Here is a 26,007-nt window from a genome sequence, read left to right as displayed (position 1 = left end):
TATTTTTATTCAATACAACGTTTAACTTTTTATCAAATAAGATCTACCAATCTATTGGGAAATAATCCTTTAAAAATTTCCCAGACCAATGTTTCCCAGTATTTATACCATCAATTAATGGATCCATAACTCTTGCTGCACCATCAACAATATCTAATGGCGGCTGAAAATCGTGAACCTCCACTTTTTTCTTGGATAATTCTGCTGGATCTTCATCTGTAACCCATCCCGTATCTACAGCATTCATGTAAATTCCAGATTTTGCAAACGTAGCAGCACTTGTATGTGTTAACATATTTAAGGCCGCTTTTGCCATGTTTGTATGTGGATGTCTGTCTTGCTTTTTAAATCTATGGAACTTCCCTTCCATGGCAGACACATTAATTATATGCTTTTTACCCGTATTCTCTTTCATCATTAAATTAGACAAACGGTTACATAAAACAAAAGGGGCTACAGCATTTACTAATTGAACTTCTACCATTTCTGTGGTTTCAATTTCGCCTAATTTTAAACGCCAGCTGTTGGTTTTACGTAAATCTACTTGTTGTAAATCGGCATCCAATTCACCTTCCGGAAACACCTCTGAGGTTTGTAACGAGTTATCAAAACTATATGGGATTTGAGAAAGCTCGGCCGAATTTCGTAAGCCAATTCCCGGTTCTGGTCCATGCCATGTTACAGGTAATACGTTATTTTTATCCGTTTTAGAAGCACTAACACTTAAGCTAGATAATTCTTCCAAACAACTTTCATGATCCTTTAATAACGTTTGCGCTAGTTTAGGCAGTTGGTTTATAGGTAGTTTTTCGTTTTCCATTAAATGGAAATAGAACCCAGACGGACGCCTCACAGTTTGCGCAGCATTGTTTATTAAAATATCTAAGCGATCGTATTTCTGCTCTATATAGTTACAGAAAATTTCTACACTTGGTATGTGGCGTAAATCGAGACCATGTATATGTAAACGGTCGCTCCATTGTTTATAATCGTCCTCTTTTGCAAACCTGATAGCAGAATCTGCAGGAAAACGCGTAGTAGCCACAACTGTAGCGCCAGAACGCAAAAGCATTAAGGTGATATGATAACCAATTTTTAAACGTGAACCCGTAATTACAGCCACTTGGTCTTTTAAATCTGTAGTTTGGAAACGTTTTGCGTAGTTTAAATCGCCGCATTCCGTGCACATGGTATCGTAAAAATGATGTAATTTGGTGAATACCGTTTTACAAACGTAGCAGTTTCTAGGCGACTCTAATTCCGGAGTATCTTCAGAAATTGATGCGGCAGCTAACAATTTAGGAGCTACAAATAAAGCCGATTCTCTTGCCGAACGAATACCTGTAGTTTTACGTGCGTGTTTATCTTTGGCAATCATTTTACGTTTTGCCGCTTTTTTAGCATCTTTTCTACGACGTTGAAACTCATCACGATTTGGACGAGATAACAAGCCCGAGGCTTTAAATAACGCGTTACGTTGTGCTTCTGGAAGTTCAAACATTTGGTTGGTATCTGCATTTAATTGCTCTAAAATAGCAATGCATTGCTCTATTTCTTCTGGAGAAACAATTTTGTGGTTAGCCATTTGGCCTTGTTTATCTTCTTCTGGCATATATAAAAGTGATATATCTCAATAGGTTTGATATAAAAAATAATTCGTGCAAAGATAACGATACCTTAGTCTAGATTTACTGAAATGATTTGTTAATATTTTAAGCCTTCAACTTCCCGTATGTTATCGCTATTAAAAACAAAATAGCATGCTTTTATAAAGATTATTTATAGTTTTGAAAAAAAAACATAATACATATGAGTTCATTTCTTGCACCAAGTCTAAACCTAAAAGGTATTAAAAGCACATTACTGTTTTGTTTTTTATGTAGTTACATATCATGGAGCCAATCGGAAGAGCCCAATATGTATCATAATCATGCTATAGATATGATGCGAGAAAATATTGATTTTTTAGCAACTACCGAAGAATATGCGGATAACACAACATTTTTAGAATTAGCGAAACAGCTTCCTAAAAAGTTAGATCGCTATAATATTAAAAACTACGAAACCACCTTAAAATATATAGCCGACAAGCTCAAAGTTAGCGAAGCAACCATTAAAAAATATTATTCGCCTTTTCATTTTACAAAAGAGATGGCTAATATGCATCATGTGGCTACACATGCCTTAGCAGATATTTATTTTACAGCAGAAAAATACAAAGATGCTATTACGTTTTATGATAAAGCCATGTTTACACATACCCCTGTTGGAACCAGCGGAACCACTATAAATAAAGACTTTTTAAGAATGGAGCTCGATGTATCGGAAGCTTATTTTGAGTTGAAAGATTACGATATGGCTGTACTTCATCTTTTACACAACCTGATGAACCAGCAGAGTTTTGGAGATCATGTAACCGATACATTAAAAGAATACGAAGCTTTTATTGATGCTACTGTGTTTTTACCAAAATTGGAAGCTATGGTTAAAACAATACAAGAAGGTGAAGGTTATAATTTGAAGTATGTTTTTAACGGAAAAACCATGCAATTTTCGCCATTTATAGAATCTCCTAGTTCTTGCCGAGCCACTATTTTGAGTTCTGATTTTTATAAAAGTTTAAATAAAAATACAGTATCTAAAAAAACAGCCTCTGCCCCATCTCCTAAAGTAATTAAACCAATTCAAAAATTAGCGAGTTTTAAAATTGATGATCAAATATTTCATCATGCTAAAGCTGTAAATGATTTTATAAAAGCGGTATTAATAATTGGTAATACCGATACTTTTTCTAAAGATAAAGCTTACCAAGCTACAATAGTAAACCTTATTACACATCTAGAAAACAATACGTTTAACGAGGCTAAAAATGAGTTAGAATATATTGTAAACAATGCATTCTCTATTAAAGCGAGCATTAAAAATTTAGAAGAAAAACAACAAAAAGAAGTAGAAAACATGCGTCATTTTGCTTTACATTATAAACTTGATATTATAATGGTAAATAAGGAATACGCCATGGCACTTGGCGCAATACAATATGTGAAATCTGTGGAAGGTTTCGCTTTTGTATCTGAAAATAAAAAAGAGATTGAAACCGATAGAGAAGATTTATTATTTACTGAAGCTTTTGCTTATAATGGTTTTGCTATAAGCGAGTTTGGTTTAATTAATATGCTTGGTGCTTTAATTAATTGTGATAATTATGAAACTGAAATAAACACCATGATGATGGATGTTGCCAATGTATTAGGTAAAGAACGTGTTGTTAAGTTTTTAACGCAACTTAAAACCAAGGTTGTAAATAATAAGGACGATGAAATTACTTTAACTTCTGCTCCTTTTAATGTTAAGGTGCCAAATATAAAAGGGCTTAGTGAAGATCAAATCACTAATAAAATACAAATTAGTGCCATCTGGAAGGTTTTTATGGAGTAAAATGTCATTGTAACAACCTTAGTTTAAATATAAAATTGAGTTATTGTTTTTATATTGTTTTAGGATCGTTTTTTATTTTATTCAGTTCGAAAAACATATTGATTTTATTCAGTAATTCAGTTTTCGATTTGTTCATATTTAGCACGCTATAAAATGCATTGTTTATAGATTTATCAATCAATTTACCATTCCGGATTTTCATTAAATGGGGGAACTTATTGTATTTTTTTAGTCCATATAACGCTGCAGAAATAAATTCAGAGTCATATTCCGATTCAATTTTTTTTCCGTTCAAATAAACTATTTCAATACTTTCAAGTAAATTAGGAGCAATAATTTCTTCAATATATTCTTTTGAGTTTTTTCGATTATTAAAGCAGAAGAAGTTCTTTCCGTTATTTTTAGTCAGAAATTCAGAGTATTTTTTTTCAAATCGCTTTTTATTAAAATAATCAATTGGTAGAAAAAATAACATAACAGGAATTGACAAAATGGCTAATGGAATTCCAATCACGATTATAAACAATATGTCTCCAATTTTTCTCATTTCTTCAGTATTACCTAGTATTTATGTTTAATAAAAGTTCTGCCTTTGCTATAAACCGCTATTATTTTTCTAAGGTGTTAGCAATTGTTTTTTGAATGTAACAGTGGTGTTTAAAAATTTAGATTCATATTTCTTTATTCTCAGCTTGACAATGTGTAAAGTATTATGAAATATAAAGCGGGTATAAAACCTATGATTACCAACTCTAGATTTTTTCTAAAGTTATTTCTCATTTTTAACCAAATTATTAAGGGACACAAAAATGACAATACGAAAGCCAAATAAACGAATCCTTTAGAAATAAGAATTCCATATTCATAAATATATTTTTGTTCAGAAAATCGGTAAGAATTAATAAAACCGTTTAAAATAAACTTTTGAGCAAGAAATAAATAGATAGTTATTAATAATATTTTAGTAGATAAAATCAATTTTACATTTATATACATTCTGTTTTATTTGTAGGTAACGTTTATGTTATAAAATAGCAACGATCTATAGTTAAGCTCCTAATTTAACTTTATTTTTATACATTGTTGATAACTCTGTTTTTATTCGTCTAGTTCTTTCGAGAAATATATTCGTCTTTGTCCTTTCGGGAAACCTTTCATTTCACCAATCGGTTTGTAGCCATTTTTTAAGTAAAATTGCTCTGCTTGAAAATCAAACGTATCGAGCATTGATATTTCAGCCCCTTTTTCCTTTGCTATTTTTTCAGCGTGTTTTAAAAGCCTTGTTCCTATTCCTTTTTTTCTATAACCTTCTTTTACCCACAGAATATTAATTTCGAGACCATTCCAATATCCAAGTCCTGCTAATATTCCGCCAATTTCAATTCCATTTTTATCTTTAGCCACAAACTCCAAACGTGTCCAAATATCCGCAATTGCAGAAACTTTACTTAAATTATATTCATTAATTCCATCTACAATTTTCTTTATATTTTCCTTTTTACAAGGTTCAATAGTAAAATCAGTTTTAATTTCCATTTGATTGAGTTCAGCTTGTTGCAAACGTTTATATATAAAAATATCACTATAAGATGCTGTTTGAAAGAAATTTTAATCTTGGATTCATTTTCAACATTCGTTTTTTCAATCTTTCCATTTACGTTGATACTATTATAGAATCCAATTCCAAATGTTTCAAGGACCCGTTAATGTATTTTAATATATACAGAATCATTTTTATCTTGATTTAGATTAAGAGCAAACTCGTTAACATCTTTAAATGTAGATTCTAATTTATTACTAATATCTTTAGTATTAACTTTTTACTTTAAAATTCCGTGCTTTCATATTTTCGTTTTAAAATGTTTGGAAACTAAATTTAAACTTAGCCTATGGCTTTTAAAATACTATCCATTTTGTCTATAGTTTGTTTGTATCCAATATCGAACAATTCTTGAGATTTACTAATGGAAAACATTCCGTAATTAAAATGCTTATCTATAAGTATAGAAGCGTCGCATTTTTCAATACGTTCTTGTAGTGTATTCCAAACGGCTAATTGTAAACAACGCTGCGTGAGTTGCATAGCGCCTTTTATATTATCTTTAAATTCATGTTCGTTAACGCTTACTCCTATTATTTTATTTGAAGTTTCTAGTAAAGGTTCTATGGGTAAATTGTTAAGTAAACCGCCATCGACATATAAATGACCTTTAATTTTTATGGGTTTAAATAATAGTGGAACAGCACAGGAGGCGGCAATAAATTCGATTAATTTCCCGGACGATCGTATTTCGTAATTGCCCAAGTTTAAATTGGACGCACAAATGGAAAGCGGAATTTTCAGGGTGTTAAAATCGTCTTTAAGATATTGGATTAAAAAGGACTTTAATCGCGTCATTTCTGTAAGTTCTTTATTGACGAATCCTATTTTAAAAATTTGTAAAAACTCATGACTTTTGGCGAGTTCTAATATTTCTAAAGGAGAATACCCATTACAATACAGGGCACCAACTAAAGCACCAGCGCTAGAACCAGAAAGATGTGTAGGGTAAATACCATTCTCGTTTAAGGCTTGTAGTACCCCAATATGTGCATAGGCTCTAGCTCCTCCGCCGGAAAGTACCAACCCTATTTTTTTATCGAATTTGTTTACAGCCTTGGTTTTCATTTATAACGATTTTTGTGCATTAAAAAAGTAGTTATGGCTATCTTCTACTTTTTAGCCATTTATCTAAGGGTTCTATAAATAAATTGATAAGCAATATAAGTATAGTGCAAATGGCTGTTTCTACGTATAAACCTGTGGCAGCAAGACAACCAATGGCTGCACTGCACCAAATAGTTGCGGCAGAACCTAAGCCGTGGACGTTTACGCCTTCTCTAAAAATAACACCTGCACCTAGGAAACCAACACCTGTAATAACTTGGGCTATTATTCGGGTAACATCTACAGTTGAGTCTTCATTTTTAATCATATAAGATAATAAAACAAATATGGCGGCGCCTGAGGCTACTAACATATTGGTTTTTAAACCAGCCGTTTTTTGACGCAATTGCCTTTCGAAGCCAATAACCAATCCTGCTAATAAGGCCACTGTTAAGCGAGTTGTGAAATCTACCGTTGTCATAATTTGAATTAAATTGAGATATAAAGGTAAGAATTAATTATATTTTATCATTACAGGATTTTTCCTTACTTTTTTTATTAAAACAGAGCTTTCTTATGGTAATTATTGTAAATTAATAATATTGATGATAATATCAATACTTACAACTATTAAACTTGCAAAAGTGATAGTATTACTATTATATTTATAATAAATTATTACTCATGAATGTTTTACTACCAAACATCAAAATAGAAATGCCTCCCGGTATTTATCTTAAAGACCCCGAAACATCTCCTTTAGGTAAAAAAATTATTAAAAATAGTATTATACTTATTCAAGACATAGGTTTTGAAGGTTTTAATTTTAAAAAATTAGGACTCCAAATAGATTCTAACGAGAGTTCTATATATCGTTATTTTGAAAGTAAACATAAACTACTCATTTATCTAACCTCTTGGTATTGGAGTTGGATAGAATATCAGCTTGTTCTAGAAACTCATAGTATAAATAGTAATGAAGAAAAATTAAAAAAAGCGATAGAAATAGTTACTAGAACAACAAAACAGGATAACAACTATAGCCATATTGACGAAGTACTTTTAAATAAAATTATTATTAATGAAAACTCCAAATCGTACCTCACAAAAAAAGTAGATACAGAAAATAAAGAAGGTTTCTTTATGCCTTATAGACGTGTAGTTTATCGCATTTCCGAAATTATTTTAGTCTATAATAATACGTATACATACAGTTTAAGCTTAGCGAGTTCTATTTTAGAAGGCTCCCTTTATCAACATTTTCTAAAATCCCACTTTAAAACAATCACTAATTGTGATACAAAAAACACACCCACAGATTTTTTTACAAACTTGGTATTAAAAACAATTCAAATAAATGGATAACAACACTTTATCACCCTGGAAACGCTTTTTAGGTTTAGTAGAATTAGAACGTAAAGATATTTATCAAATTGCTTATTATGCTATTTTCGAAGGCCTTGTAAGCTTATCGCTTCCGTTAGGTATTCAAGCTATTATTAATTTATTACAAGGCGCACAAATTTCAACCTCTTGGATTGTTTTAGTATTTCTAGTAACGGTAGGTGTTGCTTTTTCTGGCATACTAACTTTAATGCAAATGCGCATTATAGAAACCATACAACAACGTATTTTTACTAGAGCTTCCTTAGATTTAAGTTATCGTTTCCCGAAGATAAAAATGAGTAAGCTACGAGAATATTATCTTCCAGAATTAGCAAACCGTTTTTTTGATACTATAGTCATTCAAAAAGGGTTATCTAAAATATTAATCGATATGCCTTCGGCATTATTACAAATTATATTTGCCTTAATTTTACTGTCGTTCTACCATCCTTTCTTTATCATTTTCGGGATGCTGTTATTATTACTTATATATGTAGTGTTTAAATATACAGCCAAACGCGGGTTAGACACAAGTTTAAAAGAATCGAAAAACAAATACAAAGTTGCGCATTGGCTACAAGAAATTGCTCGTACCATTATTAGTTTTAAACTTTCAGGAAAAACAAGTTTGGCAATGGAAAAAAGTGACGATCTAGTTTCAGAGTATTTAGAATCTAGAGAGAATCACTTTAAAATTTTAGTGATGCAGTTTATTCAACTTATAGGTTTTAAAGTATTAGTAACATTAGGGTTATTAGTAATAGGTGGTTTTTTAGTTTTGGATCAAAGGATGAATATTGGGCAATTTGTTGCCGCAGAAATCATTATACTTTTAATTATTACTTCAGTTGAAAAATTAATTAGTGGTTTAGAATCTTTTTATGATGTTTTGACTTCTATTGAAAAATTAGGACAAGTTGTAGACATGCCGATAGAATCTCAACAAGGAGAAGCTATTAAGGAAAACGCCGATTTAACTATTGAGTTTCAAAATGTTTCATATCAAGTTGAAAAACGTTATAAACCTATTTTGAGCGACATTTCCTTTACTATAAATCCAAAAGATAAAATTTTAATAAAAGGTGAAAGTGGCTCTGGAAAATCTAGTTTATTACAACTTATTTCTGGTCTTATTTCTCCAACTTCTGGATATATTTATATAAACAATCTCTCTATTCAGAGTCTCTTTAAAAATGAATATCGTTCCAATTTAGGTGTATCACTTTCAGAAGAAACACCTTTTGAAGGTACAATAAGAGAAAATATTACTTTCGGAAATAAAAACATTAGCGACGATAGCATTTATGAAGTTATTGAAAGCTTGAATTTAACCACGTTTTTACATCAGCAAATTAAAGGTTTAAGTACTATTTTAAAACCTGAAGGAAAGCAAATAGCTTACACCACTTCAAAAAAAATAATACTAGCCAGAGCAATCGTTAAGCAGCCTAAACTATTAATTCTTGAAAACCCTTTCGATCATTTTGATAAAGAAGAAGCCTCTAAAATGATTAACTTCTTAACAGACCCCGAACAATCATGGAGTTTAGTTGTTGTAAGTAATAATGACATATGGGAGCCAAAATGTAATAAGAAAATTGTCCTTAAAAAAGGACTTATTATAAATAAACTGTAAGCTATGTTAAATATAACCAACAATAAAGTTTCAGAATATATAGACTTAAAAGCCTTTAAGTCGGGGAAAGATATTTTTAATAAAGAATACCATAAGCGATTTAAAAAATTCCTTAAAGTATTTTCTATAATCATTGTAATTATCGTCTTTTTACCATGGACTCAAAATATATCGAGTACAGGTTTGGTAACAACTCTAAAACCCGACCAGAGACCACAATCCATACAGTCTCAAATACCGGGACGTATTGAGGAATGGTTTGTACAAGAAGGGGATTTTGTAAAAAAAGGTGATACCATTATCCGTATTTCTGAGGTAAAAAGTGATTATTTCGATTCACGTTTAGCGGAACGAACAGGCAATCAACTTAGCGTGAAATCATCGTCTGTAGAAGCTTACAAAAACAAGGTAATAGCTTTAGAAAATCAAATTTCTGCTTTACAACAAGAGCGCAGACTAAAGCTAGAGTCTGCCAAAAATAAATTACTGCAAGCACATTTAAAAGTAACCACAGACAGCATGGATTTGGAAGCTATTAAGATAAATGCTGATATTGCAAACACTCAATACAAACGTACTATTTCTTTACAGGAAGAAGGCTTAAAAGCAGTTAAAGATGTTGAAGAAAAACGTAACAAATTGCAAGAAGCAGAAGCTAAGTTAATGTCGCAACAAAACAAATATTTAAGTACCAAAAATGAAGTAATAAATGCACAAATTGCTATATCTACAATAAGCGCAACTTATGGCGATAAACTAGGGAAGGCTAAAAGTGGTTTATATACGGCGCAATCGAGCGGTTACGATACTGAAGCCGAGGTTTCTAAGCTAGAAACGAGTTTAGCTAATTACACAAAACGTACCAGTTTACTATTTGTTACAGCACCACAAGATGGCTACATTAATAAAGCAATTAAAGCTGGTATTGGTGAAACGTTTAAAGATGGTGAGCAATTGGTAAGTATTATGCCAGCAAATTACGATTTAGCGGTTGAAATGTATGTGCGCCCAATAGATTTACCTTTAATACATAAAGGTGAAAATGTACGTGTACAGTTCGATGGTTGGCCTGCTATTGTGTTTAGCGGTTGGCCAAATGTATCTTACGGTACTTATGGCGCCAATATTGTGGCCATTGAAAACTATATTAGTAGCAATGGTAAATACCGTGTGTTACTTAAACCAGACCCAGATGATGTGGCTTGGCCAGAAGCGATTCGTGTGGGTTCTGGAGCAAAAAGTATTGCGCTACTTAATGATGTGCCAATTTGGTTTGAACTTTGGAGACAAATAAATAGCTTCCCTCCTGATTTCTATAAACCTGATACTAAAACTGAATATTCTAAAGATAAAAAGTAACTCGAATGCAGAAACTTGTAATTATTGTACTGTTTTTAATGTCTTCCGTAGGTTTTTCGCAAGAAAGTGATCCTGTTTTATCATTAGAAGAATATTTAGGGTATGTAAAAAAGTACCATCCTATAGTAAAACAAGCTCAACTTATCACAACTGAAAGTGAAGCGAAATTATTAAAATCTAGAGGTGCTTTTGATCCAAAATTGGAAGTAGATTATAACCGTAAAAAGTTTAAATCTACCACGTATTACGATAAACTAAACACCACATTTAAAATCCCTACTTGGTATGGTGTAGAGCTTAAAGCCAATTATGAAAATAATGACGGGACCTATTTAAATCCTGAATATAACACTCCAGAAGATGGTTTGTATGGTGTTGGGGTTTCAGTTTCTTTGGCCAAAGGTTTATTAACCAATGAGCGCATGGCGACTTTAAAACAATCTAAATTGTATTTAAAATACGCGCAGGCAGAACAAAAACTTGTAATAAACGATATTTTATACAATGCTATTTCTACCTATTTTAATTGGTTAAAGAATCACCAAGCCAAATTGGTTTACAGCGATTATCTTAAAAATGCAAATACCCGATTGCAGAATGTAAAAAGCAGCTTTTTTGCTGGAGATAAACCTGCTATTGATACTTTGGAAGCAAGTATTAATTTTAAAAATAGAAAACTCGATTTTGAAAAAGCGAAGATTGGATATATTAAATCGGCTTTAGAACTATCAAACTATTTATGGATAGAAAACAACATTCCTTTAGAGTTAGAAGAAGGTGTTTTTCCAGATATTACTACTATTGATAAAATAGATGTTATTTTAAACAGTTCTGTATTAAATAGCACGGAAGAATTAATAATAAACCACCCTAAACTTCAAAGTCTTCAAATAAAAAAGGAAATCTTAACTGTTGATAAGCGTTTAAAAACAAATAACTTATTGCCAAAAATAGATTTGCAGTATAATTTTCTGTCTAGCGATTATCAAAATGCTAACGATTTTAATACTGCTAATTACAAAAGCGGATTAAATATTAGCTTTCCCTTATTTTTAAGAAAGGAACGCGCTGATTTAAGATTAGCTAAAATGAAACTTCAGGACATCGGTTTTGATATTTCGGCAACTAAAGTTAATTTGAAAAATAAAGTAAATGCTACTATACAAGAAATAGATTCGTATTACACGCAGTATGATCTTCTTCAAGATATTGTTAAAGATTATGAGCAAATTGTACATAGTGAAGAACGTAAATTTAGTTTAGGTGAAGGTTCTCTGTTTTTGGTGAATTATAGAGAAGTTAAACTTATTGAAAGCCAATTAAAGGCGATAGATATTGAATACCAATTGTTTATTAGTAAATCTAATTTGTTGCGGGTTTTAAATAATTTATAGAACTCCAATATTATTTTAAATTATTAGTATAAACTTAATCTAAGTGTATTTTATTGCTCTTTTTCGAAGTAATTAATTATATTTGGTTTCCCTAAAATAAGCGTATAATTCTTAAATGTATACAAGCCAGTCCATTATTATTAGCACATTAAAAAAAATAAAAATTATTGATATTTTATTTTATGCTTCATTTTTGATTTCGGTAATAATTAGTATATATCTAGACATAAGGATACTACGATATGCAATGCCTTTCGTTATCGCGACTATATTACTAAAGTATATTAACCTTACTAAAAACAAAGCGAAACCTCTTTTTGTATTTGCCTTGCTTGTCATGTTACTTTCTGATATTTTATCTTTTTACGACTTTAAAACATATTTTGTATGGATTTCAATATTAGTATCCATTTATTTAATATGTTGTACACTTATTCTTAAAAGATATATTAATATAGGAAAACTAAAACCTATATGGTCAATATCCGTATTAATTAGTGCATTATCAACTAGCTACATTATATATACTACTCTCAAATTATTAATAAACATAGTTCCAAATAATCAAGTGTTTTTTGTAGTAATGTGCGCTACTTGCTTAATAATTTATGCTGTCACGTTCGCTATAATTTACTTAAATGATAACTATAGCGCTGGCACAATATTATTAACATCTGGAATTTTTATGATTTTCCAAATTACATTAAGTTCCATTAATAAATTTTTATATTTTGATAAAACATTCAGTGTTTTAACTGTTATTTGTCATGTAATATCAATATATCTTTTTATGAAGTTTATTACTGAAACAGAAGTTATACAATCAAAAGATATTAAAGAAAATTTCATCTAAATATATTGTTGGTGTTTTTCGCAACTAAAAGAGCTACTTTCCTTTTTTAAGTACACGAACAAGGAACCTAAACAATCGCATTTGTGCTTAATACTTTAATATATTCTACGAAGTGAGCTTTTTAGTTATAAATAGAACCTCACACCTATCTATTTAAAACATTTACAAGCCATAAAGGTTCTTTATTAAACTTAATCCAATCTTGTTGTAAAGCACCATAAAGCTTATCTATTTCTGTAAAATCGGTTACATTACTATCAGGATCGGCTTTTAATTCTAAAATATATTCCATAAGTTCATAACAAACTGTAAACTGTCCGCAGGCAATTAAAGTTTGCATTCTATTTTTTACAATATCTTTTTTATCCCACCATAAAGTTGTTGGAGTTTCGGAAGCTGTTAAGCAAACACTTTCTAAATTTTTGCTAGGCAATTTTATTGCTTTATTATAACCAGGACTGTTGTTATATGGTGATTTCTTACCATTCAATTTATAAACAGTTGCTGTAATGCGTTTGTTTTTTAACTGACTTTTAGAATAAAACAAATCGTAATTTACACGACGCATTTGCTTTAGAAACACATCGTTTATCATGGTCATAGCCGATGTTATACGGTTAGAAAGCATTACTTGTATTAAGCTAATATCCAATTTTTCAAAAGTTAAAATATCATCAAGTAAAGCTTCGGGTATATTCTTATTAAATACATGTTTCAATCTAGAAAGCACCGCTATTTTAACGGATGATGCTACAAGGCCAAATACCGTTAAAAGTAAACCCATACCAAAAAGAGTACTTCCTAAAATATACCAACCCACATAATCTGTTGGCCCAAAAACCTTCATATTGTTCAAAAGTAAAATTAGCAAACCAACCAATAGAATAATCCAATAAATGGGTTTAATTGAAAAATATTGCAATACCTTATTTATAACTCGTTTGGCGGTAGATTTCTTTTCAATTTTAGTGGCATCTTGTTGCCAAGGTTTCATTTTATAACTACCAACATCGTTAACAATTATTAAATCTAAATTACCTTTCATTCTATCGCTAATAAGCATCATACTACCAATACCTTGATTATCTGCAATACCACCATCCATTATACCTACGCCGTCTATAAAAGTATCTAACCCTTTTAAATTTTTATATGAAGCATCGTTGTGGTCTTTAAAATAATCGTCTGGAAAAATCAAGGGTTCAAAACCAACAGGAAAACAGGATGATGATGCAATTACATCTCCTAATTCTACTGCATCGCGTAAAGCATTAATTTCTTTTTGATGGTTTTTATAAAGTGGATTATTTCCAAAATAACCTCGATTTTGAAAGCGATAAGTTAACCCGAAAGAAAAATCTGTAGCATTGAAACATACTTGCTCAAGTTGTTTTATTTTATCTTTTTTAAACTTTCCGAAGGTACCTTCAAATATGGGCATTTCGGAATATGTTAAAGCAAAAGCGTTAATTAGAGATCTATTTTTATATGGATTGGCTTTCCAAACAGTATCATTTTCTAATTTGGCAATAGCACTTTCTAGAAGCACATCGTTTTCTGGTGTAAACGTATTGTAGAAATTTTTAAAAAAGGTTTTAAAATTATAATCTGGCATTTGAACCGCTTTAGCATAGCCAACACCTGTTAAGGTACCTCCACTTACTGTACTCAATGCCTTTACGGCTTTTAATAGCGATTTATTGTTATAAGAAGCTTGATCGAGATAAGATAATACGCCTAAAGCAAAAAAAGTAGCACGATAACCACCACCACTAAAACAAAGTCCAATACTTTCAAAAGGTATAAATTCTGAATTTTTATCTAATTCTTTTGCCATGGTATGTTTTGTGTCTTTATGGTTTAAAGATAGTTATAGATTTAAAACTATTTGTAAGTAAAATTACTTGATTGTTTTTTATTTCTGAATAATTAAAATTGCTTAGAAACATTATGAAGTAAAAATACTTGTTTCAATGGGCCACCTAATACTTCTATTTCTGCAGAAATCACATCTTCAACTTTAAAATCTATTGTATTATTTGCGTCTATAATTTTTGCGATTAGAAGCTTTCCAATAGATAAAAAACCTGGATAACTACCAGCTTTGGGTAATTCTAAAATTACGATCTTTACTTCATCATTTTCATTTAAAACATCAACAACAGCAGCTTTAATAATCGTGTTATTTGGTGCAAATTCCATAGTTTTATATTTAAAAAAAAAAAGCCTAGATTAATTTTATTAAAACTAATCTAGGCTTATAAAGATATTACTTTTTTGTAGATGATTTTGTTGATCGTGTTGTTTTCTTAGTCGATTTAATAGCATCAACCTCATCTAAGCTCATCGGTTCTGGAAGTCCTTCTCCGCCAGTATCAATACTAAGCGAAGCTTCCATATCATTAGGGCTTGGAGCAAATACATCTGCGACAGAGTCTGCACTTTTAAAGTCTTCGGGACTTGGCGCTACCATATCTCCCAGACTTCCTGAAGGACTTTCATGATCCATTAAGTTAGGTGTTGGAACTTGCCCTTCAAAACCATCCAATGTACTTGTTTCTATAATATTTGGTATTGGTATTTGGCCTTCTAAACTCCCGCTAGTAGCAGAACCTAAATTCACTTTACCTTCACCCATATTAAAATTTATTGTCATCATAATTTCTATGTTTTTAAATATTAATACTTCGATTTACAGGTATAATGTACTTATGAGGTTTGAAGCATCTGTACTACCAGTAACCGTTTTATTATTTCCTCTGGCTACGTTTAACATTATAAAAATATTAGTAACACCATCGGTAGATAATTGACCTATTTTACACCATCCTAAAGTTTCAATATTTGCCCATGCATTTTTAGTGTGTGGTGATGCATAAGTTCTCAATACTTTTTTATTTGAAAAATTCATAATTTAAAATTTTATAGATTAATAATTCTTTTTATTGTGTAGTTCGCTGTTAATTATATTCGAATTCCCGAATTTAGTTTAAGTATGCAATATGGATATGAGAGCTATCAATACTAGCTGTTACCGTTGTGTTTTTTGCTCTTGCTATGTTTAACAGAAGAAAAACGTTGGTTACACCATCGGCTGTAAGAATATTTACTTTTCGCCACCCAATAGATTCTATATAAGCCCATGCATTTTTACTATGTGGTGATGCATAAGTTCGCGTTATCTTTTTAGTTACCCATGTTGTACCTCCAGATCCTGCAGTAACATTAGCTGTAATGTTGTTTCCAGATCGTGTAATATCTATAACTTTTACTTTAGAATCTGTATTAGCATAAGTTTTACTATTTGGGCTCGATGTGTTTGTAAACGCTTTGTTTGTTACTAAAGGAAATACATCAGACGCATCACCACTATTGGCATTTGTGTTTAAATGTCGGCTACCATCTGCCTGTTCAATATCTACTAGATAATTGTTCTCATCGGTATTGTTTCCTTTGGTATCATCGATGTGCTCTATAATCATACCTTCACCAGGAAGATGTGCATCAAAACCATTTTTTTGACGATTAGATAACAAAAAGTATTCCTGACTATTAGCACTGCCAATAGGTAGTTTAATAATATCCTTATTGTTATGATATGGTTTAAGCGTAATATTTTTTGTATCATTAAAAACTACTGTAGGTGCTACCCAACCACATTTAACTTTACACCAAGCCGTTGGATGTGCAGGGGTATGACCGCCGTTATTCCAACTTCCTCCAGCCATTAAATCCCAACGACCTGTACCTCTAGATGAGTAATCGGTATCGTATAAATCTGGTAAACCACATAGTAAATGTCCAAGCTCGTGAGCCATTACACCTACTCTACCATCTTCTGGTGCCATGAAATATCGGTTAATTTTTACGCCATCTACATTTTTTGGAGTAATACCCCATTTATGTGACCAAAAATCTGACTTGTTGCCAGACGATTCTCCACCTGTACCAGCACAAATCACAATTAAAGCTTCAACAAACCCATCACCGCTGTTGTCATAATTACTAAAATTAACGTGTGGATTTGCTAAATCAATAACATCCTCAACACATTTTTGTGCATTTTTGGGATACGATCCAAAACCAAAGTCATTATTAGTGTAATAGGCTTTTGTTTTTGGTGCTCTAAACCATCCAGATGTTGCTCCGTTTTGGCCTTTTACTTCACCTATAACATTTAAATTCCCGTATGAAGCTTCTTTATAAAAATCACGCATACTCCCAGTAGCATAGGTGTTTTGAGAAAAAAGCATATTATTAAAATGTGCTTGATTTTCCACAGCTTTTTTATCTGAAAAATCGACAAGTAATACAATAGCACGTTTAGTACCTGTTACTGGTGCTTGGTTTAAAGACTCAGAGTGGTCGTGTGCTCTTGTACGTTTAGAGCGGGTCGTTATTAAGGTAAACGTACTCATGTCTAAAATATCGATATCATCAATATCTTCGAATCCAGTTTCCTTAAGGATTTTCTTTTTTGTGCTTCTTATTTTATCCTCCAATTCTGGTGATGGCGGACAAATACATAAGCATTCTTGATGTTTATTCATCTATTCAAAATTTATAAATTAAGTTACTCTTTAATGGATTTTCACTTTCCTCCAATTATGCTTTTTCAAAGTTAGTTCTGCAATACTTTTTACACAATACCCAAGGTTAGGCATTTTAACATAAATCGCTTATTTTCAAATACATATAACATTATATATTCTAGGTTTTAGACATTATTATATACCCAAAAACAAAATGTTCTAGGTATCTGTTTTAACAAGCTTATTATTGATTTACCTCAAAATTTATTAAAAAAACAAAAGGAAATATCTTTTTATAAAATGAAGATTATATGAGGTTGAAAGCATAAACGTAACGCATAATATGTGTAAACGATTTAATACTTAATTTAAAGTTGATATTTTTCCGATGTTGCTCAACAGTACTTCTACTAATAAAAAGTTGTTCTGCTATGTTTGGATTGTTGAAGCCTTTACCAAGAAGTTGAATTATTTCTTTTTCCCGTTTGGTGAGTTTATTAAATTTTTCAGAATTCTTTTTAACGAATTGTAACTCTTCTTTTATTCTGAAAAATTTTCGGCTTAATTGTGCTTTCTTATCAGAAGTTACTGAACGCCATTCATTCGATGAATTATAAGTAAGGTTTTGTTCTAAACTGGGTTGATGCCAGCCTTCGTTTATAGCAACATGTAAGCTTTGATCATTTATTAGTAATTGTAATAAATGATTTATAGTATCCTCATTGTTACCATCTAATATGGTTCTTACTTGATAATTAGACATTGTAGACATACTGAATATATTAAATTAATAATCAGCTTTTAATGTCGTTCTTGAGGGAAAATAAACAGTTTTTAAATAATTTCAGAGTTACGATTGTAACCTAAATAATTCTATATTTCAGGAATTGACTACACTAATAACTTATTCAAAATTAGCACATTAAACATATTTAATCATCAGGATAATACTGTTTTTATAAAAGGTGTTTTTCCTGTTTTTTTATAGTAAACGGTTAAAAAGTAAAAACCTCTCATAAAAATTGAATACTATCAATAGTTATGAAAGGTTTACTATTCTAAATTGTAAAGACAAAATAGACTATTTTATTATGCTCTATTTATTTTAAAAGTGCTAATAATCCAGTTAATTCCGTTAAGTTTAAACTAGAATTGTTATCTGTATCTAATGTATTAAAGTTCTCTGATACAGAACCTATTGCTTCTGTAGAGCTAATGGCTTCATCTTTATTAGCATCTAGTAAAGTAAACAAGCTAGAAACTTGTTGTACTGTAGAGTTTGAACTTAAAGAACTTAATAAAGTTGCAGCACTAGTAATGCTTGATGTATTCATGTTTTTTACGCTGTTACAACTAGTTAAACTAACAACAACGGCTAGAGATAGTATTACTTTTTTCATAATGTGTTTAATTTTATTTTGAACAAATGTAGTACTACACACTGTTTTTGAGAAAAGGAATATACCAACACTGTAATTTTACCTTTTAAACAAGTAGATTTTTAGATGAAACCCTTTTAACTAAAATTTTATTAAAGTTATTATCAATTATCTAAAAACACTAGCAGTTCCTTCACAAATCCATTGCGTATCGTTTTCATCATCATAAGCTATAAATGTATTTGTTCCCGTAAAATCGCCATCTGTTTCAGAATAAACGTAATTACCAGTAAACTTACGTTTACTACCAGAAGGTAATGTGTATATAGTTTCAATAATTAATGTATCGCCATTCAACTCATAATAAGAACTTGTTAAGTAACCAGGGTCAGTAAATTCTATAGTTTGGTCTGCTAAAAATTTAAATTCAAACGCTGGACCTTCTTCTAATTCGAAATCGTCAGAACATGTTTCGCCATGTCTTTGAAAATTCCAAGAATCCTCAAGAATTTGTTCATCTAAACTTTTTGTTTCATTATCATCATCAGATGAGCAAGACATTATTAAACCTCCAAGCATTATGAATAAAATAAGTTTTTTCATTTTTCAATTATATTTTAAGTTATTAGTTCAATTTGTTATCCGTAGATGTATTCTATAGTACTCTCTAAAACGCCTTCGTAATAATATGTAGTCATTTCAGGATATTTTGATGTGTTATAAGTATATTGGTATTCTTCAAAATCTGTTATAGTTACGTTATCATTTTCTTTTACTTTTAAAAGATTATTGGCTGAACTATATGCTAAATCAAACATCAACCCTTCTGTATTATATGTGGTATATGAATTTAATTGATTGGTGGCGTCGTATTCCAATAAAGTATAATCTATTAAACTCCCATCTAAATCTGTGTAATTTATTCTTTGGAGTAAATTATTTTCATATTTATCTCGTTCAGAGTCTAGAATTGATGTTAAATCATTTCCGTTATACGAGAATGTCTCTGTTTCAGTTTCTCCATCAGGATACGTTGTAATTCTCTGTTTAAGTAGAAAAGTACTTTCTTCAGAAACATCAACCTCATCGATAAAAATTTCTACAGGTTCATTATTGCAAGACATGAAAGTAAAAATTAAAGAAAGTGCAATTAGAGAATTTTTTAAAGTCATCATTTTTGTTTTTTGTAGGTTTATTATTTATTTGAGAAGAGTAAATGTAGGTAAAATCCCTTAAACATATTATCGTTCAAAAAGAGAAACTATCAATAAATTGGGTGACCTTTTTAAAACAACTGATTGTCTGCCTGTTATGATTTAAAAAAATGAGACGCAACCAAACACCTATTTTAACATCTAGTATAAAATAGAATTATGAAAAAAATAATTTACCTCTTTATTTTTTCTCTAACAGTAATATCTTGCGGTTCGGATGACGATGTAACAAATAATCAATATGAGTTTATATCTGAATATATTACCACGGTAGTCGTTGGTGGAGTTGTAGGCATTACTGAGCGAACCTTTGAAGTGGGAGAAATTTACAACGGAACCAATCAAAGAAACGACTCGATACGCATAAGAATTGCCGAGCATGGTAAATTAAATGACGATTGCCCTAATAGTTGGTGTTACCAAGAGCTATTGGATGTTCCTGCTGAATTTCTTAAACTCCATGAATAGTTAAGTTTAGTGAGATTTAATCTAGCTCCTCTTTTAGCTTGGTGATTAATATTTTAGTCTTACCGCGCAATATTTTAGCGTTGTTTAATTGTATCTGTGTTTGCAATAAGCGGTCTATAATACTGTTCTGATATTCTTTGTTTTGCAATAAAGCACTATAATCCGATTTGCTCCCAAATTCTTTAATATGATTATACTTCTGGTTTTCTTTAGGGAGCATATCCACCAACGAAATATGTTTTTCTAAAACAGGTTTTAATCTATTAGCAATTATAGTTTTAATTTTGGCATTTTGTTTTTTAAACCCTTCAATTTTATTTGGGTACATCACAATTAAATCTTTTAACTCTGCATTATCCAAAAGTTCAAATTTAGTTGTATTAACAAGTGAATTAATAGAACTATCTTGGAGGTTAACTTCTTTATCAAATATATTAATTATAGTATCTTTTGCACCTTCTGTTATTTCACTTGGAGCTTTACCAACATATTTTAAAGTGTTTTCTAGACAGGTTATAGTATCAGGATATTCATCTAATAAACCTCTTAATATATGTAAGTTCGTATTTAGCTCTTCATTTAAATTATTGTAGATTTTATGCTCCACAATATTGTTTTTTCGAATATCATTTAAATCATTTATTTTCCAAGCAATGGATATACCAATTACAATGAGTACTATTTCTCCTAATGCGTATATTATATAAGATTTAAACTTACCTAAGGCAATTAGATTTCTTCTTAATTTACGAAATATTTTCATTTAATGATTTTATTAAAAAGCTTAAACATAGGATTAATTTAGTATGTAAGAATCCATTACAAAAGTTTTGCATGGTTGTAATAAATTGAAATATAATAGTATTATAGGTTTAACGAATTGGAATTAATATAGTCTAAAAAAGTACTCTTGTATTGCTCGGAAACTGTTATGCGCTGCTTATTAATTATAATTTGGCTACGCTCTACAACTTCTATATTTTTTAGAGCCACAATAAAAGAACGATGCACGCGCATAAATTGCATATCTGGTAATTCTTCCTGTAAGGACTTTAAACTCATTAACGTTAAAATAGGTTTTGGATTATCCTTTAACCAAATTTTAATATAATCTTTTAAGCCCTCAAAATATAAAACATCGGCTAGTTTAATACGCAATTGTTTATATTCAGATTTTACAAAAAGAAACTCCTTTTCTTCAGAAACCGTATTTTGTTGTTTTCCTTTTACTAATGAGAACCAAGTGTTTGCTTTATTTGCTGCTGCTAGAAACTCCGCATAATCAAAAGGTTTTAAAAGATAATCTAAAGCTTCCACTTTAAAACCATCTAGAGCATATTGATCAAAAGCAGTAGTAAAAATAACTCGTGTTTCTTTTGGTAGCATTTTTGAAAACTCCAAACCAGTTAAATCTGGCATTTGTATATCTAAGAATAATAAATCTACGGGGTGCTCTTTTATAAACTCCATAGCTTCAATAGCACTACTACATTTTTGTTTTAGCTCCAAAAAAGGTGTTTTCTTTACATAACTTTCTACTAAATTAAGCGCCATAGGCTCATCGTCTACAATAACACAGGTGATTTTTATATTGCTCATAAGTTTGGTTTATATATTAAAAGTAGTCATAAATTGGAATACTAAAGTTTAATTAACAGTGTATCTAACAATAACCTCATTATCTAAAATAACATTTGTTGACCATATAAATTGAGCATCCGCCTCACTATCATCAAAAATATTAGTAAAATTAGTGTAAGAAGGTTTATTATCCACACCTATAGTATTATTTGTAAACTCGGTTGCGTTAGGCCATTCGTTATCATCAAAATCTGCAGATTGCCAATTTAATGGTGTTTTCCAATGCAAAGCGTAATATAATGTTCCGTCATTAGAGTCTTCGGTACTGCACGTTTCACTTAACCTTAAAGTACCTTCTTCTTGAGCACAAGACAAATCTATTAAAGGCGCCGTGTAAAATGTTTGGGCTTTCCAATTAGTATCTGTTGTTGCGATTATATCTCCACTAGCATCTTTAAAAACAGCTACCATTCCACCATCTCCTGGATGAAACGTTTGTCCTCTATTAGCCTCAGACCCTAAACCACTATTTTCTTCCCAATCTACCAATTTCATGGCTATTGTGAAAGGCGTGTTTACCTTAAAACGAACTATATTAGAATTAAACTGTGTAAACGGAACATTGTCCTTACCTACTGGAGTTCCATTAATATACATTTCAAAATAATTATCAGCAAATACATATGCCGTAACTATTTCACCATCGGCATCAACCTCAATAATATCTGTTCCGTCTAAAGCTGCTAAAGCTTCATCTGCCGAGGTATATTCCACTTTTGTACATGGATTAAACAAATCTGATGCAAAAGGAAAACTACCTTCAGTAAAATTAACCTCAGCAGGAACCGTCCATTTACTGCCATCTGTTGCGGTAGAAACGCCTATTGGTGCTTCTCTACCTCTATCACATTCAAATATATTTTGAGTAAGCACTGTTGCAGCCCCTTGAGATACAGAGGCTGTACCTTTATATATTTTTGAATTTTCAGGTGTTGTTTTCTTAGCGTTTTCACCATTTTTACAAGCCGTCATTGTAAAGCAGGCTAAAACAAACAATAGTGTCGTATTCTTTAAGTATATCATTTTATGATTGTTTTTAATTTGAGTCTATAAATGTTAAAGTCGTTCTATCTATAATGTTCACGGTATCCAATGCATTCATAAATACATTGTAATCTACGGTTAAACTGTGTTTTTTAGGTAAAGTGGCAGGTGTTTCTGATAAGGCATAAAGCGCTATGATGTATTCGTGCTTACCTTTGCCACGAGAACAAGGTGACGTATATGATATGGCTGTACCATCTTTATTTGCACCCATAAACCAATTACCTTTAGACGCCATTTTGTATGGAATCTCTGTTGTTTCAGGATTTATACCCCATAATAACAGATATGAATTGATTTCTATTTTATTATCTTTTTTGGGATAATGATACATCACAACAGCTAAAGATTTAGTGCCTTCAGGCACATTCCCCCATGAAAGAGGTATGGAGTTTTCAACATCATTAACCTTTTCCTCACACTTATAAGCATCTAATAAAACACCATCCTCTATCGCAATACTCGATAGTTTAAAATCTGAATGTATGGTTTTAAAATCATCATGATTCACTTCTGTAATCGCTTTTTTATTATTTTCACAAGACATCAATCCAATAAAAAGTATGGGAACTATAAATTTTGAATATTTCATTTGTCTCTTGGTTTATAGGTTTCAACGGTTACTGCGCCATCAGGGTTTATAAATTGATAGCTGTAATTATCTTCTCTGTCCCAACTATAATTTATAGTATATTCTTTTGAATCTAAGCTGTACGTTAATGCATATGAATTTTCTTCTAAAGATTTAAAGTCAATAATTTCAGCACCTCGCAATGGTCGTAATGCAGGTCGTAATTCTTGTGTTCTAGGTTGCGGATATACTTGATTTTCTGGCGCTTTTGTTTTTGGGTCTAATATCACTTCACCTCGCATACCTGCAATAAAATAAGGATATTCTTTAATAGTATGGTATTCATAAGAGCCATCAGAATTCATTTTACCTAAATACGCATCGAGTGTATCTGTTGTTTTTCCATACACAGGAAAACCATCAACAGCATATGCCACAGGATTCCCCTCACCAACTTGGTCTTGTAAATGCAATGGTGGTAAGTGGTAATGATAATCATCTGCACGGCCACAATGTCCGCCCCAATTATCTAATTCTCCAATAGCATTGGCATCTTCTCCTCTATTATTTAAGGGGTTAAAAATAGGAATACCATTGACAGCCACAGCAATTGCGCCTTTAAGTAAGTTCGTTTTAGTAGAAAGTGGATGTTCCGCCAATTTTGGATGTATAGGTATTGCCCAGCTGTTACTTCCTGTATAGTTTTGATTAATTGGTACTTGTTGTTGCCAATTAGATATACCTACCATCATATCGTGATCAGGCAAGCCATTTGATGAAATATATAGATAATTTTCATCTGAATGCGTTTCGACTCTATCAAATTTTTCGAAAAAAGATTGCATGATAGAAATATCATTTTGCGGCACATTTATCACACTTTCTTTGTCCGTTTTGATGTTTTTACAGGATACAAATAAAATTATACCTAAACCAAGAGTTCCATAAGTTAAGTGCACTATTTGTTTTCGTTTTACCAGTTTAAAAGCGGAGAAACACAAAAGGAAACCACCTAACGCTATATGTAAAATGTTCCATTTTGATAATGTCTGAGATTTTAAATCAGAGATATGATCTCCATTTAATGATTGAATGATTTCATTTTTGGTTTTAATGAATTCTTGATCGGCATTAGAAAAGTCTGAAATCTTATATGTTTTAATACCATGATCACTAGCCATAAGCCAGACTTTATTATTTTCATATTTAATGAAATCTGCATTTATTATTTCGTTATTAGCTCTCAAACTCCATTGTTTCAATAATACTCCATGTCCACCTTCATGAGCAAAAAGATTGCTGAACAGTATGAACAAAAAGATAACTAGAATTTTATATTTCATATGTTTTAGTTTAAAAGTTTAAATCTTAAGAATGACACAGATGAGATGCTATTAGGTTATCATTTAGTCGGTTTCAATTTCTAATTGTGCGATGTAATGATTATCCTTTATAAATGTTTTAAAACTGCTTTTGTTTGGGTAAAGTAATTCTAAACGTTTTTCGATATTTGGAAGTCCAATTCCTGACCCACTCTTATCATCTGTCTTTTTAGGAAAATTAGCATTTTCAATAGTAAATAAAACCGTTTGTTCAACGATAGTCATCTTTATAGTGATTTCACTTTCTTTACTAGCAGAAACGCCATGTTTAAAAGCATTTTCAATTAATGAGATAAATAGTAATGGAGCAATGTTGACACCTGTTTCTTCTTCAGGGAAGTTATAATTCACTTTGGTTTTATCTGAGATTCTAAGCTTCATTAATTCTATATACTTTTTCATAAAGTCTATTTCTTTAGATAATAAAACAGACTCTACACTTGTTTCATATAGCATATATCGCATTAATTTACTCAAACTATGGATTGATGATTTCGCACGATCCGGAGAAATATCTACCAAAGCATAAATATTGTTTAGAGAATTAAAAAAGAAATGCGGTTGCAATTGGTAATGTAAATGCTGAAGCTCTGATTTCAATTTTACATTTATGGCTTCTTTACGTTCTGCTTCAGTTTTTACCCAACGTTTTGTGCTTTTTATTGCTATAGAAAATAATAAAGGTGCCATGTAAGATAGCATTTGTATATAAACAAACATTTTAAAAGGAGGACCTTCACCTTTAGTATTATCTCGCTTTTTCATAAGCTCTTCAAAAAAGGTAACTTCAATTTGCTCTTTTAAAAATATGAAGAAAGCAATAATAACAACATTAATTAAAATAAATTGAGTTGTTTTTTTCTCGAATAAAAAGCGATCTATAAAAACAAAATAATTGATGTAAAAAATGCAAGCATAAAACACTAATGGAATCCAGAAATGAGCTATAACTCTATTTATTTCTTGCTCTTGTCCATATGATAAAAGATATGGCATACTAAATAGCACAAGCCATACTAGAATGTGTGAAAGGATACTTATTTTTTTATTTTTATGCATTTTA

26 protein-coding genes are annotated in these 26,007 nt (G+C 30.9%); 6 read left to right on the top strand and 20 right to left on the bottom strand.

What is annotated here, in order from left to right; genetic code table 11:
- Positions 1 to 43 precede the first annotated feature (43 nt).
- A complete protein-coding gene (locus M4I23_RS04870) occupies positions 44 to 1,612 on the bottom strand; it encodes an SDR family NAD(P)-dependent oxidoreductase (RefSeq protein ID WP_249753647.1) in 1,569 nt (522 codons plus the stop codon).
- Positions 1,613 to 1,809: 197 nt separating this feature from the next.
- Between M4I23_RS04870 and M4I23_RS04865 the strand changes: the two genes are divergently transcribed.
- Positions 1,810 to 3,438, top strand: a complete 1,629-nt coding sequence (locus M4I23_RS04865; protein WP_249753646.1) for a hypothetical protein — start codon at positions 1,810 to 1,812, stop codon at positions 3,436 to 3,438.
- A 49-nt stretch (positions 3,439 to 3,487) separates the two neighbouring features.
- On the opposite strand, the gene M4I23_RS04860 is transcribed toward M4I23_RS04865, so the two are convergent.
- The 4 genes from M4I23_RS04860 to M4I23_RS04845 form a co-directional block, all read right to left on the bottom strand.
- Positions 3,488 to 3,985, bottom strand: a complete 498-nt coding sequence (locus M4I23_RS04860) for a hypothetical protein (protein ID WP_249753645.1) — start codon at positions 3,983 to 3,985, stop codon at positions 3,488 to 3,490.
- Between the two features lie 551 nt (positions 3,986 to 4,536).
- On the bottom strand, positions 4,537 to 4,974 hold the full coding sequence (locus M4I23_RS04855; RefSeq protein WP_158850190.1) for a GNAT family N-acetyltransferase: 438 nt from the start codon (positions 4,972 to 4,974) through the stop codon (positions 4,537 to 4,539).
- Positions 4,975 to 5,320: 346 nt separating this feature from the next.
- Positions 5,321 to 6,106 (bottom strand): patatin-like phospholipase family protein, encoded by a 786-nt coding sequence (locus M4I23_RS04850; protein WP_249753644.1) that lies wholly within the window; start codon positions 6,104 to 6,106, stop codon positions 5,321 to 5,323.
- Positions 6,107 to 6,143: 37 nt separating this feature from the next.
- On the bottom strand, positions 6,144 to 6,566 hold the full coding sequence (locus tag M4I23_RS04845; protein ID WP_158850194.1) for an MgtC/SapB family protein: 423 nt from the start codon (positions 6,564 to 6,566) through the stop codon (positions 6,144 to 6,146).
- Positions 6,567 to 6,769: 203 nt separating this feature from the next.
- On the opposite strand from M4I23_RS04845, the gene M4I23_RS04840 reads away from it, so the two are divergent.
- From M4I23_RS04840 to M4I23_RS04825, 4 genes are read left to right on the top strand one after another with little or no spacing between them, the layout of a single operon-like run.
- Entirely contained in the window at positions 6,770 to 7,450 is a 681-nt protein-coding gene (locus M4I23_RS04840) for a TetR/AcrR family transcriptional regulator (protein WP_158850196.1), read from the top strand.
- Positions 7,443 to 9,107, top strand: a complete 1,665-nt coding sequence (locus tag M4I23_RS04835) for a peptidase domain-containing ABC transporter (protein ID WP_249753643.1) — start codon at positions 7,443 to 7,445, stop codon at positions 9,105 to 9,107. The genes M4I23_RS04840 and M4I23_RS04835 overlap by 8 nt, the downstream gene beginning before the upstream one ends.
- Positions 9,108 to 9,110: 3 nt before the next feature.
- On the top strand, positions 9,111 to 10,466 hold the full coding sequence (locus tag M4I23_RS04830; protein WP_249753642.1) for an HlyD family secretion protein: 1,356 nt from the start codon (positions 9,111 to 9,113) through the stop codon (positions 10,464 to 10,466).
- Between the two features lie 5 nt (positions 10,467 to 10,471).
- Entirely contained in the window at positions 10,472 to 11,860 is a 1,389-nt protein-coding gene (locus tag M4I23_RS04825; protein ID WP_249753641.1) for a TolC family protein, read from the top strand.
- Positions 11,861 to 12,858: 998 nt separating this feature from the next.
- Here M4I23_RS04825 and M4I23_RS04820 read toward each other — a convergent pair.
- The 9 genes from M4I23_RS04820 to M4I23_RS04780 all read right to left on the bottom strand — a co-directional run bounded on the left by M4I23_RS04820 (position 12,859) and on the right by M4I23_RS04780 (position 19,799).
- Positions 12,859 to 14,550, bottom strand: a complete 1,692-nt coding sequence (locus M4I23_RS04820) for a patatin-like phospholipase family protein (RefSeq protein ID WP_158850210.1) — start codon at positions 14,548 to 14,550, stop codon at positions 12,859 to 12,861.
- A 92-nt stretch (positions 14,551 to 14,642) separates the two neighbouring features.
- The gene (locus M4I23_RS04815) at positions 14,643 to 14,915 is read right to left on the bottom strand and encodes a hypothetical protein (protein WP_249753640.1); all 273 of its coding nucleotides are present in this window, start codon (positions 14,913 to 14,915) and stop codon (positions 14,643 to 14,645) included.
- Positions 14,916 to 14,982: 67 nt separating this feature from the next.
- On the bottom strand, positions 14,983 to 15,372 hold the full coding sequence (locus M4I23_RS04810) for a hypothetical protein (RefSeq protein ID WP_249753639.1): 390 nt from the start codon (positions 15,370 to 15,372) through the stop codon (positions 14,983 to 14,985).
- 33 nt (positions 15,373 to 15,405) lie between these two features.
- A complete protein-coding gene (locus M4I23_RS04805) occupies positions 15,406 to 15,624 on the bottom strand; it encodes a hypothetical protein (protein WP_249753638.1) in 219 nt (72 codons plus the stop codon).
- A 73-nt stretch (positions 15,625 to 15,697) separates the two neighbouring features.
- Complete coding sequence (locus tag M4I23_RS04800; RefSeq protein WP_249753637.1) at positions 15,698 to 17,263, bottom strand: M6 family metalloprotease domain-containing protein; 1,566 nt, start codon at positions 17,261 to 17,263, stop codon at positions 15,698 to 15,700.
- 289 nt (positions 17,264 to 17,552) lie between these two features.
- Positions 17,553 to 18,017 (bottom strand): response regulator transcription factor, encoded by a 465-nt coding sequence (locus M4I23_RS04795; protein ID WP_249753636.1) that lies wholly within the window; start codon positions 18,015 to 18,017, stop codon positions 17,553 to 17,555.
- A 328-nt stretch (positions 18,018 to 18,345) separates the two neighbouring features.
- Positions 18,346 to 18,645 (bottom strand): hypothetical protein, encoded by a 300-nt coding sequence (locus M4I23_RS04790; protein WP_249753635.1) that lies wholly within the window; start codon positions 18,643 to 18,645, stop codon positions 18,346 to 18,348.
- 147 nt (positions 18,646 to 18,792) lie between these two features.
- Complete coding sequence (locus M4I23_RS04785; RefSeq protein WP_249753634.1) at positions 18,793 to 19,227, bottom strand: hypothetical protein; 435 nt, start codon at positions 19,225 to 19,227, stop codon at positions 18,793 to 18,795.
- Positions 19,228 to 19,262: 35 nt separating this feature from the next.
- A complete protein-coding gene (locus M4I23_RS04780) occupies positions 19,263 to 19,799 on the bottom strand; it encodes a hypothetical protein (protein ID WP_249753633.1) in 537 nt (178 codons plus the stop codon).
- A gap of 198 nt (positions 19,800 to 19,997) precedes the next feature.
- Here M4I23_RS04780 and M4I23_RS04775 point away from each other — a divergent pair, with 198 nt between their 5' ends.
- Positions 19,998 to 20,306: a hypothetical protein gene (locus tag M4I23_RS04775; protein WP_158850226.1), complete on the top strand. Its 309-nt coding sequence runs from the start codon at positions 19,998 to 20,000 to the stop codon at positions 20,304 to 20,306.
- Positions 20,307 to 20,322: 16 nt separating this feature from the next.
- Here M4I23_RS04775 and M4I23_RS04770 read toward each other — a convergent pair whose 3' ends face one another.
- The 6 genes from M4I23_RS04770 to M4I23_RS04745 form a co-directional block, all read right to left on the bottom strand.
- The gene (locus tag M4I23_RS04770) at positions 20,323 to 21,069 is read right to left on the bottom strand and encodes a hypothetical protein (RefSeq protein WP_249753632.1); all 747 of its coding nucleotides are present in this window, start codon (positions 21,067 to 21,069) and stop codon (positions 20,323 to 20,325) included.
- A gap of 101 nt (positions 21,070 to 21,170) precedes the next feature.
- Positions 21,171 to 21,905 carry a LytTR family DNA-binding domain-containing protein gene (locus tag M4I23_RS04765; protein WP_249753631.1) on the bottom strand — a complete coding sequence of 245 codons (735 nt, stop codon included), beginning with the start codon at positions 21,903 to 21,905 and terminating at the stop codon, positions 21,171 to 21,173.
- Positions 21,906 to 21,953: 48 nt separating this feature from the next.
- Positions 21,954 to 22,970: a hypothetical protein gene (locus M4I23_RS04760; protein WP_249753630.1), complete on the bottom strand. Its 1,017-nt coding sequence runs from the start codon at positions 22,968 to 22,970 to the stop codon at positions 21,954 to 21,956.
- 13 nt (positions 22,971 to 22,983) lie between these two features.
- Positions 22,984 to 23,583, bottom strand: coding sequence for a YbhB/YbcL family Raf kinase inhibitor-like protein (locus M4I23_RS04755; protein ID WP_249753629.1), 600 nt, complete (start codon positions 23,581 to 23,583; stop codon positions 22,984 to 22,986).
- Complete coding sequence (locus M4I23_RS04750) at positions 23,580 to 24,905, bottom strand: YHYH protein (RefSeq protein ID WP_249753628.1); 1,326 nt, start codon at positions 24,903 to 24,905, stop codon at positions 23,580 to 23,582. Before M4I23_RS04750 ends, M4I23_RS04755 begins: the two co-directional genes overlap by 4 nt.
- A gap of 63 nt (positions 24,906 to 24,968) precedes the next feature.
- Positions 24,969 to 26,003 (bottom strand): sensor histidine kinase, encoded by a 1,035-nt coding sequence (locus M4I23_RS04745; protein WP_249753627.1) that lies wholly within the window; start codon positions 26,001 to 26,003, stop codon positions 24,969 to 24,971.
- Positions 26,004 to 26,007 lie beyond the last annotated feature (4 nt).

It is taken from the genome of Algibacter sp. L4_22, from assembly GCF_023473045.1.
Taxonomy (GTDB): Bacteria; Bacteroidota; Bacteroidia; order Flavobacteriales; family Flavobacteriaceae; genus Algibacter.
This window is presented reverse-complemented; position numbering and strand designations above follow the sequence as displayed.